Annotated in this window: 16 protein-coding genes; 11 read left to right on the top strand and 5 right to left on the bottom strand. The window is 27.3% G+C overall.

What is annotated here, in order from left to right:
• Nucleotides 1-287 (bottom strand): helix-turn-helix domain-containing protein (locus tag BLS77_RS18380; protein WP_139164874.1); only part of this gene is annotated, 287 nt, incomplete at its 3' end.
• A 192-nt stretch (nucleotides 288-479) separates the two neighbouring features.
• Nucleotides 480-674, bottom strand: coding sequence for a hypothetical protein (locus BLS77_RS18375; RefSeq protein ID WP_089973442.1), 195 nt, complete (start codon nucleotides 672-674; stop codon nucleotides 480-482).
• 584 nt (nucleotides 675-1,258) lie between these two features.
• On the opposite strand from BLS77_RS18375, the gene BLS77_RS20430 reads away from it, so the two are divergent.
• Complete coding sequence (locus BLS77_RS20430; RefSeq protein WP_242874025.1) at nucleotides 1,259-2,317, top strand: conserved phage C-terminal domain-containing protein; 1,059 nt, start codon at nucleotides 1,259-1,261, stop codon at nucleotides 2,315-2,317.
• On the top strand, nucleotides 2,214-3,002 hold the full coding sequence (locus BLS77_RS18365; protein WP_242874024.1) for an ATP-binding protein: 789 nt from the start codon (nucleotides 2,214-2,216) through the stop codon (nucleotides 3,000-3,002). Before BLS77_RS20430 ends, BLS77_RS18365 begins: the two co-directional genes overlap by 104 nt.
• 148 nt (nucleotides 3,003-3,150) lie before the next feature.
• Here BLS77_RS18365 and BLS77_RS18360 read toward each other — a convergent pair whose 3' ends face one another.
• Nucleotides 3,151-3,384 (bottom strand): hypothetical protein, encoded by a 234-nt coding sequence (locus tag BLS77_RS18360; protein WP_089973439.1) that lies wholly within the window; start codon nucleotides 3,382-3,384, stop codon nucleotides 3,151-3,153.
• 55 nt (nucleotides 3,385-3,439) lie between these two features.
• Nucleotides 3,440-3,775, bottom strand: coding sequence for a hypothetical protein (locus BLS77_RS18355; protein ID WP_089973437.1), 336 nt, complete (start codon nucleotides 3,773-3,775; stop codon nucleotides 3,440-3,442).
• Between the two features lie 390 nt (nucleotides 3,776-4,165).
• Here BLS77_RS18355 and mntA point away from each other — a divergent pair, with 390 nt between their 5' ends.
• From mntA to BLS77_RS18320, 7 genes are all read left to right on the top strand, one after another.
• Nucleotides 4,166-4,546 carry a type VII toxin-antitoxin system MntA family adenylyltransferase antitoxin gene (gene mntA / locus BLS77_RS18350; protein ID WP_089973435.1) on the top strand — a complete coding sequence of 127 codons (381 nt, stop codon included), beginning with the start codon at nucleotides 4,166-4,168 and terminating at the stop codon, nucleotides 4,544-4,546.
• Between the two features lie 2 nt (nucleotides 4,547-4,548).
• Nucleotides 4,549-5,013, top strand: coding sequence for a hypothetical protein (locus tag BLS77_RS18345; RefSeq protein WP_089973432.1), 465 nt, complete (start codon nucleotides 4,549-4,551; stop codon nucleotides 5,011-5,013).
• A gap of 111 nt (nucleotides 5,014-5,124) precedes the next feature.
• Nucleotides 5,125-5,589, top strand: a complete 465-nt coding sequence (locus BLS77_RS18340; RefSeq protein ID WP_089973430.1) for a hypothetical protein — start codon at nucleotides 5,125-5,127, stop codon at nucleotides 5,587-5,589.
• A 73-nt stretch (nucleotides 5,590-5,662) separates the two neighbouring features.
• Entirely contained in the window at nucleotides 5,663-7,225 is a 1,563-nt protein-coding gene (locus tag BLS77_RS18335) for an AAA-like domain-containing protein (protein ID WP_089973449.1), read from the top strand.
• A gap of 207 nt (nucleotides 7,226-7,432) precedes the next feature.
• Entirely contained in the window at nucleotides 7,433-8,710 is a 1,278-nt protein-coding gene (locus BLS77_RS18330) for a hypothetical protein (protein ID WP_089973427.1), read from the top strand.
• Between the two features lie 70 nt (nucleotides 8,711-8,780).
• Complete coding sequence (locus BLS77_RS18325; RefSeq protein ID WP_089973425.1) at nucleotides 8,781-9,434, top strand: response regulator transcription factor; 654 nt, start codon at nucleotides 8,781-8,783, stop codon at nucleotides 9,432-9,434.
• A gap of 3 nt (nucleotides 9,435-9,437) precedes the next feature.
• On the top strand, nucleotides 9,438-10,778 hold the full coding sequence (locus BLS77_RS18320; RefSeq protein ID WP_089973422.1) for a sensor histidine kinase: 1,341 nt from the start codon (nucleotides 9,438-9,440) through the stop codon (nucleotides 10,776-10,778).
• 328 nt (nucleotides 10,779-11,106) lie between these two features.
• Here BLS77_RS18320 and BLS77_RS18315 read toward each other — a convergent pair whose 3' ends face one another.
• The gene (locus BLS77_RS18315; protein WP_089973419.1) at nucleotides 11,107-12,009 is read right to left on the bottom strand and encodes a DMT family transporter; all 903 of its coding nucleotides are present in this window, start codon (nucleotides 12,007-12,009) and stop codon (nucleotides 11,107-11,109) included.
• Between the two features lie 195 nt (nucleotides 12,010-12,204).
• Here BLS77_RS18315 and BLS77_RS18310 point away from each other — a divergent pair, with 195 nt between their 5' ends.
• On the top strand, nucleotides 12,205-13,116 hold the full coding sequence (locus BLS77_RS18310) for an AraC family transcriptional regulator (protein ID WP_089973417.1): 912 nt from the start codon (nucleotides 12,205-12,207) through the stop codon (nucleotides 13,114-13,116).
• 60 nt (nucleotides 13,117-13,176) lie between these two features.
• Nucleotides 13,177-13,767: a sugar O-acetyltransferase gene (locus BLS77_RS18305; RefSeq protein WP_089973415.1), complete on the top strand. Its 591-nt coding sequence runs from the start codon at nucleotides 13,177-13,179 to the stop codon at nucleotides 13,765-13,767.
• The last annotated feature ends 69 nt before the right edge of the window (nucleotides 13,768-13,836 follow it).

Below are 13,836 nucleotides of genomic sequence, written 5' to 3'. Positions count from 1 at the left end.
GAATGACTTGATATTTTATAACGAATAGAAATATCATATAAAGAACCTTCACCGTTGATATAATCCGTTATTGCTTTAATCTTAAGTTCATGTGAATAATGTTTATTTCTACTATTACTTATTAATCCATCCACTCCAAAAGCCTTATATTTACGTATCCATTCCTCAACCGAGAAGCTAGAAACTTGTAGTTGATAAGCTATTTGCCCTACACTTATTTTTCCTGATAAATACTCCTTAACAACCTCTATCTTAATTTCTGACAATATTTTAGTTTTTCTTTCCATAATAAAATGCTCCCTCTATATAAACAGTTTTTATTATTTCAACTGTCTACTATAAAGGGAGCATATCAAACTCCTAGATCTTTTTTGTGAATTAATTTAAGTCTATTTTCAATCTAAGAGTTGTAGTGAAAATAGTAATTATATAGAGTCTCATTATTGTAACTAACTCACTCACATATAAAAACACTGCTTTTATTTTTCGAAAATTTCATTGTAATAGCAAACTATGGCAGCGTCTAAAATAGCATTAAATTTAATATTAAAATCATCTTCATTTGCCTTAATTTGATAAAGCTTTTTCATTGTAGTCTTTTTCAATTTATAAGTACGGCTTATTTCGTACTCATTTTTTATTGACACACTATTTTCTAAATTATTATTTTCCATTTGTAAAAACCTCCAGTTATTATGTGGCCTACCATATGTAGACCCATTGTATTTATTTAAAGATAATTTATTTTTTGTTATAAATTGCCCTCACTTAAATATATGCAGTAAAGTAACTTTTTAAAAAAATAAACAAATTATTTATATATGCTTTAAATTTAGGAATCTATAAATTAATAATAGGACCACATTCTTATTTTTAGGCACTTTCAAAAAAATATATTAGGAACTGTAAAAGAAATATATAAAGAAATATCTAAGCTAAGGAATATATAAAATACCTGTTCCAAAAATTCACATAGGGGTGTTCCATAAACGTTAAAGTAAGTAATACAAGCTAATAATACAATTTAATAATACAAGTTAAGATAGATTAGATAAATTGTCTTGCAGACAAAAAAAGGTGAATAAAAAAGCAAATAAAATACATTAGAAAATTAGATTAGAGATTAAGAAAAGAAAAAATAACTAGGAAAATCCACAAATAAAAATAAATTCAAAAATATTTTCAAAAAGTTATGTTACTGCATATATTAAAAGTAAGGGGAACAAATATAAAAATAAAAAAGGGTGGAGTGATTTTTATGGATAGGGCATTTAAGGGAGTTTGGATACCGGCTAAGGGTTGGTTAGATAAAGGGCTAACACTTACAGAAAAAGTGTTTTTAGTTGAGATATCATCATTAGATGGAATAAATGGATGTTATGCAGGAAATACTCATTTTATGACATTCAGTGGTTTAAGCAAGGGTAGATGCTCTGGGGTAATTAAAGCTTTAAAGACTAAGGGGTACATAAATATAAAGATGATTTATAAGAATGACAATAAAACAGTAGAACGTAGAATTATAAAAGTTAACGAAGATAAATTTGAGGGAAAAGCAAAGGTTGAAAACATCGAAATGGGACAAGCTCCTTTAATAAATGAAATTTGTGAAGAAAATAAAAGCTTAAATATAAATTTACAGGACATTAAAATAACTACAAAGGAAACTTCAGTGGAGGTTATTGAACATAATGAAATAAATGATAGTGATAAAGCTGTAGAGGAGAATAAACAAAATAGTTTTAGTAATGAGGAAGCTAAGGCAAGTAATTATGATAGGAATAGTGGTAGTGAAAAGCCCCTGTATCATTATGTAATTGAGTATTTAAATATGAGGTGTGGAACAAATTATAAGGTGACAACAGTTAAGAATCAAAAGCTAATAAATGCAAGGATTAAGGAAGGTTATGGCTTGAAAGATTTCCAAAATATAATTAGTGCAAAGGCTAATGAGTGGCTAGATAGTAATATGGAAAAATATTTGAGACCAGAAACTTTATTTGGCACAAAGTTTGAAGGGTATGTAAATGAATTTAATATGAATATGAAATCTTGTGTAATTAATAACAACTTGGAATCTACAGCTGGTAATTTTAATGGATATAGAGATAATTCAAGTTCTAATTTATATAAAAATAATAATAATGGGAAAGGGGGACAAGCATATGGAGGGAAATTTAAAGATGCTAGAAATAATAGAACGAATCAGGGAAATGGAGAGGAAGAACAAGCAAGCAGATGGAGCCAAGGAAGCAACACGAGTAACAGATCACTTACAGCAGAGGAAAGAGAATGGGCAGAGCGAGAACTTTTCTAAACGTTGTAAATTATGTGATGATACTAGTTGGATTGAGGTTAGAGTAGATAAAAGAACTTGTGCTTATAGATGTGAATGTTACACAAAAAGCCAAAGTAATAAAAATGATGGTTGGAAGGAAGCAGGACTTACTTTAGAAAGTAGCAAATTAAATTTCAAAAATTTTGAACCTTGGAACCCTAAAATTTTAGATATGAAAGATATGGCAACAAAGTATTATCAAGCCTTTGACAAAATTAAAAACACTAGACAAAATTCAATAATACTTTGTGGAAACTCAGGCTGTGGGAAAACTCATTTATGTATAGCAATAGCAAATAATTTAATGAAAAAGAAGAAAAAGGTTATTTATATGCCTTATAGAGATGTGATTATATCTATAAAGCAAAATATGTTAGATGCAGAAGCTTATAGCATTACATTAAATAAATATAAAAAAGTAGAGGTTTTGCTAATAGATGATTTGTTTAAAGGTCAAATAACTAAATCTGATGTAAACATAATGTTTGAAATTATTAATTATAGATATATGAACAATTTGCCAATGATGATTTCAACAGAGATTACAATAAAGAAGCTTATAGATATTGATGAAGCAGTTGCAAGTAGAATTTATGAAATGATTAAGGATTATACAGTAGAAATTTTAGGGGTGGAAAATAATTACAGGTTTAAAGATATCTAATTAAAAAGTTAGATAAAATATCATTGATTAACTTTAAATTTAGATTGTCTATTAAAACATACTAGTTATATGTAAATACCGTATTAGTAATTTTTTGAATAATACGGTATTTTTTGCTTCATAATTTCGTACTTTGGTTCGCTAGTTACTAAGACTGTTCACACTTTTTCCATTTTCTATAATCATAAATTGATTGAACTATGCCTATCACTAATACTATTACGGGTACTACTCTGTTCATAAATATGCTATCTCCAATACAAAATATAAAAACAATTGATATTATAGTCCAAGGCCACATCCACAAGTCCCTAATAAATCTTCTTCTATAACTTAAGTTCCAATAAATTGATTCAAAACCTTTATCTACTTTTTTACTCAATCCAAATCCATCTCCCTTAATTAAACATATCGTGCGATTGTGAATATACATTATTTTAATTATCTAATAAGTCTACTCTGTCAATTGAGTCTATACGCATAATTTTTGTTTTAGTAATACCTTTCTTATCAGTAAAAGTAAACTTAATCCATTCATCATCAACATCTAATATAGTACATTCGATTTCCTTACTCGAAACAATGGCTAAATATTCCCTAGTTATTAGTTTGCATTTACTATTTATAAGTTTAGATAATATTTTAGACATAGAGTTTTCTCCTTTCATATTTCTTTCAATATCTTTCAATTTAGTTTCCAGCTTTTTAATTTTAGCTGGATAGGATGAATAACATAAAATAAGCCCTAAGGCCATAAGTCCAACCCACTCCAAAACAATTCCCCCTTCTCATTCAAATCAAGTGCTAAATATATCATTATATATAATACTAGTTTACTATCTTTTCAAAGACATATGATTTAGCTCTATTTTCGTCGCCGTAATCAAATGTGTTTTATTGCAATTATACCATATATAGTATTTAGACAGATAAACATTTAGTAATTCAAATAAACTGAACATATATATATAAAGCTTACTAAAGTGAAATGACTAGTAAGCAAAATGTTGGGAGGAATTTGAGATTTTTAATAAATTAAATTTTGGAAAATATAGATTTTTTAGACTCTCTTTTATTTATTAAGTTGTTTAATACATAATATTTGGATATACTTATATATAAGAATACTCAAGCTATTGGGTATAATTAAGGATGTGATTTAGTTGGAGTTAACACCGTTAATTAATAGTGCTTTAAGAAAATATGACTTTATTTCTGCTACATTTATTTTTGGAAGTTATGGAAAAGAAACTTTCAATAATGATAGTGATATTGACATTGCAATTTTACTTAAAAGAAATATAAGCTATATGGAACTTTTAAGTATTGAAGAAAAGCTTGAAGAAGAAATAGGATATAAGATAGATTTAAATTCACTTAGGGATTTACCAGAACATATTCAACTTGAAATAATTATTAGAAATGAATGCTTATTTATTTCTGATGATGTGGATTATGAAAAATATTTAGATGAACTTAACTTTTGGTATAAAACAGAATATCCATTTTGGATAAAAATGATGACTGAGAGGGGAATGGCGTAGTAGTGTTAATTAATAAAGTTAGATTAATAGATTTAAAAGATAAGGTAATTGATTGTATTGGTGGTTTAGATAGAACAGTAAATACCATGCAAAAATATAAAGATATAGATCCAGAAGTAATAGAAATGTGTGATGGGAATTTTAGAAGTCTTTTTAATGGATTTCAAGAATTAGTAGAAGACTATACATCTATTACACTTAAAACTATTGGAGTATCTGTTTCAGATAAACATTTTAGGGATTGCTTAAGGCTATGTATTAGTGGTGGATTTTTAACTAGTGAATTTGTAGATTCTTTTGAGCCTGCAATAAGGCTTAGAAATAAAATAGCTCATGGATATAAACAGCCTTCTATAGAAATATTAATTGAGTATTATAAAAGTAATAGGCATATATATAATGAATTTTTGAAGTGTATAAGCAATACAATAGCAATATCTGAAAGTAATACTGAAATAAAAATATAATGTACAAAAGTATAAAGTAAGTTTGTAGATTAATGCGGATTAAAATTCTATTTATTTAGAGATCCATTAACTCATAGAAAAACATAAAGTTATGAAAGGAGTTGATGTACGATGGTACATTTAGTTTATTGTGATAATACTGGTAAAAAAGGCGAGAAAATTATAGATAAAATATTAGTAGGTACAAAAACAATGGTTGTAAGAGGTGCAGCAGCAAGAAAAATACCTCATAGCCGTGTTAAAAATGGAGAAACTCTTTATTTTATGGAAAAAGGAAGTGCTAAGATTACGGCTTCTGCCACTGTCAACAATGTACAAAATTATGTTAAACTTTCAGAAGATGAAATAACAAAGACATTAGAAGAAAATCAATCTAAATTAAATCTTTCTGAAAAGCAAAAAATCCGGTGGTATAAAAAATGTCTTTGTTTAGTGGAGTTTTCGCATGTAAAAGAAATTGAACCTCTAGATTTTGATCATCAATCGAATATGGATGATTGGTTGATTATTGAAAAGATTGAAGATGTAGTTGTTGGTACAAGTATCCCGTATAACTATGATAAATCAAAATTTTAGGAGCGAAGTATATAGTGATGGTTATTTTATACAAATTAGGACGATAATTAAATCGTGGGGTGAATATAAATTTATGAAGAAAAGATTTAATACTACAGGGATTTGTGTAGAGAGAAAACATTATATGGTAGATATAAGCGATAAGCTTATGGAAATAAAAGAACTTATAGATAATGAATTTTATTTTACTATAAATAAGCCAAGACAATATGGTAAAACTACAACTTTATTAGAACTTAAGAAACTATTGAAAGATGAATATTTAGTTATAAATATTAGTTTTGAAGGTATTGGTGATAGTGCTTTTCAAAGCGAGAAAGATTTTTCGAAGAAATTCCTAAAAGTAATAGGTAAATCTTTAAAATTTGAAAGTAATGAAGATTATAAAAGGCTTTTAAAACTAAGTGAAAATGTTAATGATTTAGAGGAGACATCAGAGGTTATAACTAAGTTTATAGAAGGTTCATCAAAAGAAGTTATTTTATTTATAGATGAAGTAGATAAAAGTTCAAATAATCAATTGTTTTTAAGTTTTATAGGAATGCTTAGGAATAAGTATTTAGATAGAGAAGCCATGGAAGATTTTACATTTAAGTCAGTTATATTAGTTGGATTACATGATGTTAAGAGTTTAAAGTTAAAATTAAGAAAAGAAGAGGAAGCAAAGTTTAATTCACCTTGGAATATAGCTATAGATTTTGATGTTGATATGAGCTTTTCACCAAAGGAAATAGCTACTATGTTAGATGATTATTGTAAATACAATAATGTAATTATGGACATGGATGCAATTAGTGAAGAAATATATTTCTACACAGGGGGATATCCTTATTTAGTAAGTAGAATTTGTCAAATTATAGATGAAAAAATAAATAAGGATAACATAAAACCTTGGACTAAAGAAGATGTGAAAAAGGCTGTTAAAATTATTAACGAAGAATCTAATACATTATTTGAAAGTATAGTTAAAAATTTAGAGAATAATAGCGAACTTTATGGGTTAACAAAAAGAGTTTTAATAGATGGTGAACAGGTAGTATTCAATAGATTAGATCCTGTAATAAGCATAGGTCTAACTTATGGTATATTTGAAAAAGGTGAAGATGGATTAGAAATAAGTAATAAAATATTTGAAGAAATAATTTATAGTTATATGATATCAAAAATAAGAACATCTACTAAAAATATGAGTTTGTATAATACTAAATCAAGCTTTATAAAAGAAAATGGAGAACTTAATATAGAAAAAGTTCTTAAAAGGTTTCAGCAATTTATGAAGGAACAATACTCAGCTAAGGATGAGAAGTTTATAGAAACTCATGGAAGGTTATTATTTTTAGCATTCATAAAACCAATAATAAATGGAACTGGATTTGATTTTAAAGAAGTTCAAATATCAGAAGAGAAAAGATTGGATTTAGTAATTACCTATAATAACTTTAGATATATAATTGAAATGAAAATATGGAGAGGCGCTAAACTTCATGAAGAAGGATTAAAACAACTTTGTAATTATTTAGATATACATAGCTTAAACCATGGATATCTACTAATTTTCAACTTTAATTCGAATAAGGAATTTAAAGAGGAAAGAGTAGAAATTGAGGGCACGGATATTTTCAAAGTTTATGTATAATATGTAGTAATACGTAGGCATATCCAAATAAATAATAGATAAGTATTATTCACAATTTATAAAAGGCCCAATTCAATTTACACTTTTGAAGTGTAGTGGATTGGGTCTTTATTATAGAGAAAGTAAAATAGTTTATTAATTAATATTTTAGTAATAACTTACCTTTAAAATAAAAGCATAAAGAATAATTTAAAGGGGTGCAGATATATGAAGAAAAGAAAAATAGGGCTTATTGTAGTAGCTATTGCTATTTTAACTATGGGGATAGGTGGCTGCAGTAAAGAAAAGATCGTTATAGTAGATACCAATGTACAAGATAGTAAAAATATTGGAGTAAATATTAGTGAGGAAACTATTAATTTAAAAACGGATGATAACACAGATTATTTACCTAGATATTTTGATGGAGATAAAATATGTGGAACTGTTAGACTTTCATCAGGTGGAATTATAGAAAATGGAACGGAGGAATATCCTATATTAGGGATAATGAAGAAGGATATATATACTTTAGAAAGTGATGGATCTATCAAAGTAACAGACAGAGAACCTATGTTTTATAATTGGGGAATAACAGAAAGTAAAGGAATAGTTGTAGATGATATTAATGCTATGATTGAAAGTGATAATAGTAATGATATTTATTACTATGATGATAAAATAGGTGAAAAAAGAAAACTAGTAAAGACCTATTCTTTGGATAATGAAGAATCTATAGGAAGACGTGAAGGTGAAACACAAATGATAGAAGGGCAATCAGAGTTTGCGTACACTATGCTAAATGAAAGAGAATGTGAGGTAAGAGAAAGTAAAATGAGTGGAGAAGGTAAAATTAGCGGAGAAGATAAACTTTTAAATCTACAAATTTTAGGCGTAAATAATGGTGAAAAGTATGAATATAAGGGCACTGAAATTTTACCAATAGGTGATATTGTTTATAGTAAAATTACAGATAAGTTTTATGCTATAGATGTGAAAGGAAAACTATATAATGTTGAAATGAAAGATAATGAAGCTAAATTTATTGAAGTAGATAACATAGATATTAAATGGCTAGATAGTATAAATGAAGGTTCAGTTTCAGTCAATAATAATGGTGAAATACTTATATTTAATAAACTAGATTATGGTCAAGTTTTAACTATTATATATAATCCTAAAACTAAGAAAACTACTTATATAAATAAGGGTAATGATGAAAATACAAGAATATTAGAGTATTTCACAGAAGGGAATAAAGTTATACTTGAGAAAAAAACTAGTGATAATAATGATGAAATATATGTAGGTGAATTAAAAGATAATTATATAAAAGTATATACAAAGTTAGATGTAGAGAAAGAAGAAGAAGAGTACTCAGGATTTGGTACTGCTATAATGAATGATGATGGAAAGAAGATGCTAGTATCACAACGTATTTCTAAACCAGGAAATGAAATGAAGCCAGATAAAAGATATGTATATAAGATACTTACATTTAATTAAACAATAGAAGATGGCATAATAAACCACTATTAATTTAGTTGTTTATTATGCCATGAGTAGAGAGGTAAATATGGATAAGAGGATATTAATAGTAGAAGATGAAATTGCAATAAATGATATTTTATCAAGAGCTTTGAAAAAAGAAGGTTATATAATTAAATCGGCTTACAATGGGGAAGAGGCATTTGATTATGTGGAAAGTTTTAAACCTCACTTAACTCTTTTAGATATTATGCTTCCAGACATTACAGGCTTTGATGTTGCAAGCAAAATAAGTGAAAAAACTTATGTAATTATGGTAACTGCAAAGGATGATATAAGTGATAAACTTAAGGGGGCAGATCTTGGCGCTGATGATTATATAACTAAGCCTTTTGATATACGAGAAGTTAAAATGCGTGTAAAAATGGTTTTAAGAAGAAAAAATAAAATTAGTGAAGAAGATAAAACTTTAATGATAGATGAAGAGACTAGAACTGTAATTAATAATTCAATAAATATTAATCTAAAAAGAAAGGAATTTGATCTGCTTTATTTTTTATATTCCAATAAAAATAGGGTGTTTACAAGGGATGAACTTTTAAATAAAGTTTGGGGAATGGATTTCTTTGGTGATGATAGAACTGTAGATGTTCATATTAGAAGGATAAGAGAAAAACTTGGTGAAAATAGAGAAGACTCTATAATCAAAACAATTTTTGGTGTAGGGTATGTAATGAGGTAGATTATGAAAAAAACTATAAAAGGGAAACTTGTATTATCAATAGCTTTAGTAATTTCAATATCTATGATAATTGGATTATCAGCAATATATTATATTATTGATAATAAAGAAGAGAAGTATATAAAACAGGATATAAAATCAATAGGAGATTTTGCTACTAATTATATTTATTCATCAAAAGTAGTTGGCGATAATAAAAATATTTATAGAACAGTTAATTATATAAGTGAAATATTTAATATATATGCATTTATAAATACAAATGATGATGTAGCCTTTAATGGGGAATCATATGTTAGCAAAGATATTGAAGATTTCAAGGTGAATCAGGATAAAACTATTTCAAAATTAAAGTTATATGGTAGCAGTGAACTTTGGACAGGTACCTTATATCAGCCTATTTATATAGATGGAGAATTTTATGGAGAATTAATTCTTCAAAAAGATTATTCGGAAATACATAAATTAAACAAAGGTATATTAATAGGAATAGGTACAATACTTGGAGTAATGATAGTAGTTTTAATTGGAATCGTATATTTAATAATAAGAAATACAACTAAGCCACTTGAAGAATTAAGCATAGCTATGAAACTTTTTGGAATAGGCGAAAAAGTACTAGCTTTAGAAGTTAAGTCTGAAGATGAAATAGGAGAGGTAACCTTAGAATTTAATAATATGAAAAATAGTATATCTAAATTACAAGATACATCTAAGGAGTTTTTTAGTAATGCAACTCATGAGCTAAAAACACCTTTAACAGTTATAAAAGGTTATACACAATTACTTAGTGAAGAAGAGTTTGAAAATAAGGATATAAATTTTATGTTAGATAATATAGAAAATGAAACTATTAAAATGAGTAATCTTATTCAAAAGCTTTTAAGTTTATCAAAAAACAATATAGTCTTAAACACCCAAAAGGAAACTATAAAAATAAATGATATAGTAGAGGGTTTAATAAATTTGTTTAAGGTTATTATTGAAGAGAAACAATATATAATAAACGTTGAGGCAGAGGATGTTTGTATAACAGCGGTAAAAGAAGATATAGTAAATTTAATTTCTAATTTATTGGATAATGCATTTAAATATTGCCAAGGACAAGATATAAATATAAAGCTTACTAAAAGACAATTAATAATATCTAATAAGTGTGGATATATAAAAGAAGAAATTAAAGATAGCTTGCTGGAGCCATTTATAAAAGGAAATACAGAGAAGCATAAAAATAGCACAGGGCTGGGATTATATTTATGCAAAAATATATGTGCAAATAATGAGTTCAAACTAACCTATAACATAGATGAAGATATAATATCATTTAGAGTAGATTTTTTATAATTTGCTATCAATAGGCGTAATTTAGGAAAATTAATTTTCATAGGTAAAATATTATGTTTAATAGTTGATATGCTTGGAGCTTATTATACAAAAGACGTTGATAGTAAGATGATTTTTGAAAATCTGAAATTAAGTAATAGTGAAAGTTATTTAGACCATTTAAATAAGAATCAGCCTCAATATTAGATAGTTTAATAAAAGTACCTAGAAGTAAGATTCTAGGTACTTTTGTTGCATAATGGTAAGAAATCTAATCAAATTTTAAATAATTTAAATGAATCTTATAAGATAATTAATTCATGCAATATAAATACAATATTAAATATACCTATGCTTTTTTATTTTTTGCAAAAGACAAAATTATAATTGTAATTATAATGAATATTGTTCCTAACAATTGTGGCATATCCAAAGGAACATGTAACCATAATACAGATAAAAAAGATGCAGATAAGGGTTCAACAGAAGATAGTACGCTTGCTTCTGTTGGTTGTATATATTTTAAGCTTTCCAAGTAACAACAAAAAGCAATGAGAGTTCCAAATAACACTACAAACATAACAGCAAATATTGAAGTAACAGACCATTGACCTGTAAAGTTCCAAGGCGGATGGATAAAACTAAAAGCTATTCCACCAATAAGCATCCCCCATCCAACTACAACTGTAGAATTATAGTTAGCAAGAAGATAACGAGGTTTCAATGTGTAAAAAGCTGCTGTAAAAGCCGAACCAATTCCCCAAAATAATGCTAACTTAGAAATAGATAGGGTATGAATACTGCCTTTGGTAATGATAAGAAATGTACCAAACATCGCCAATGCAATAGCTATGATTTCTTGTAAACTTGGGATTTTTTTGTTGCGAATAATTAAATAACAAGTAATTATAACCGGTGATAAATATTGAAGTATAGTGGCTGTTGCAGCATTTCCATATTTAATAGAAGCAAAATATGTATACTGTACACCTAACGTCCCTATAATACCAAAAATTATAAGACTCCAGCGACTATGTTTAGACTTCCATATTTTCCAGATATCTTGATCGCCTTTAATAAAAGCATATAATAATAAAATTAGACCTGATACTAATAGACGAATAGCAACAAGCCATTCTGTACTAAATCCTTTTTCCTGAAACAAGAATTGAGCAACAGTACCAGATATTCCCCATAACATGGCGCCTATGATTACAAGCATTATTCCTTTTATCCTTGGCTGAAATTTCACTATGTTTTTACCACCTTTCTTAGTAATTATTCTAAATAAATATTTCTACAATAATTGACTAGTATAATATTATAGATCATTGCAAATATATTGATTTATTCAAATAAACCTGTAATAATAATAATAATATTATTATTAATTTATAACAATTAATATATTATCCAAAATTAAAACTATATTAGCGAGATGATAAAAATGCAGGTAGCAAAAATAGAAGTAGATGACAATTTACAAGAGACAACAAAGCACGGTTCGTATGATTTACCAATAGCAATATATACGGATAATTTTAATCTGTTTGAAGATGGACATATCAGATTGCATTGGCATAACGAATTACAGTTTTCATATTCACTTTGTGAAAAGGTATGCTTTTTTATTGAAGGTCAAAAAATAATATTAGAGCCAGGCGAAGGAATTATGATTAATTCAAATGTTCTGCATCAAATTAAGCCATATAACAATAATAATTGCATGATGTTTTCCATTGTCTTTGACCCAATTTTAATAGGCGGTACTCAACAGTCACGTATTGAAAAAAAGTATATAAATCCAATCTTGAAAAGTAGTAATTTGAGATTTATATATTTAAAACCGGATATTCAATGGCAAAAAAATATCTTAAAGTATTTAAAAGAAATCTTTATATTGTCTAATCAAAAAGCCTATGGGTACGAACTGGAAATGAGGAATTGTCTGAGTAGCCTTTGGCTAAATTTATTGCGAGAAGTGAAAGAAGAAGTTAAGGACTCTGTATCTGTAGTTTCACATGATGAAGAACGTGTAAAATCAGCACTACAGTATATACACAAATATTATGCAGAGAATATTTTATTGGATAATATTGCGATGTCGGTAAATATTAGTAAAAGTGAATGCTGTCGAAGTTTTAAGAGGATTTTAAAAGTGACACCTTTTGAATACTTAATGGAATATAGAATTTCAAAAGCATCAAGAGAACTTTTGAAAAGCAAAGAGTCTATTTCTAATATCGCTTTTGATGTAGGCTTTAATGGAACAAGCTATTTTGGAAAAATATTTAAAAAATACATGAATTGTACACCTTCTGAATATAGAATTAAATATAAACAATATGATATAGTTTAATAAAGATTATTTATATAATCTATTATTAAAAGATATTACAGTAGGTATGGAGGGTATTTTATGAATTTAGAAGAACAAAAACAATTGATTTTAGTGGGTAAAATGTATAATGATTTAACACAAGAACTAATTCAAGCAAGAGAAAATACGATATTTCTTACAAACGAATATAATAATAGCTTTGGTAGACCTAACTATGAAAGAGAAGAAATATTAAAAGGGCTACTGAAAAGTATCGGGAAAGGAGTTCATTTTGAACCAACTTTTCGATGCGAATTTGGTTTTAATGTTACAATAGGAGATAACTTTTATGCCAATTTCGATTGCGTAATGTTAGATGGTGGAGGGATAGACATAGGAAATAATGTTTTGTTTGGGCCACGGGTTGGGATTTATACTTCTAATCATGCAACAGATGCAAAAGAACGAGTAGCGGGAGGCTGTTATGCAAAACCTGTAAAGATAGGCAATAACGTATGGATTGGAGCAGGCGTTCATATAAATCAAGGGGTTACTATTGGAGATAATACAATTATAGGGTCTGGTAGTGTTATTACAAAAAATATCCCTTCAAATGTAATTGCAGCTGGGGTACCATGTAGAGTAATTCGAGAAATTACAGAAGAGGATAGAACCGGATTTGAAGTGTAGAACAAATTTTAATGCAAAATTGATGGATTTGGAGCTATGGAATTATAATCTGAGTTTGTTAAAAAGTGA

Origin of the sequence: Clostridium gasigenes, assembly GCF_900104115.1 — a bacterium.
Taxonomy (GTDB): Bacteria; Bacillota; Clostridia; order Clostridiales; family Clostridiaceae; genus Clostridium; species Clostridium gasigenes.
Note: the sequence above shows the minus strand (reverse complement) of the source record. Positions and strands in the feature narration are given on the sequence as shown.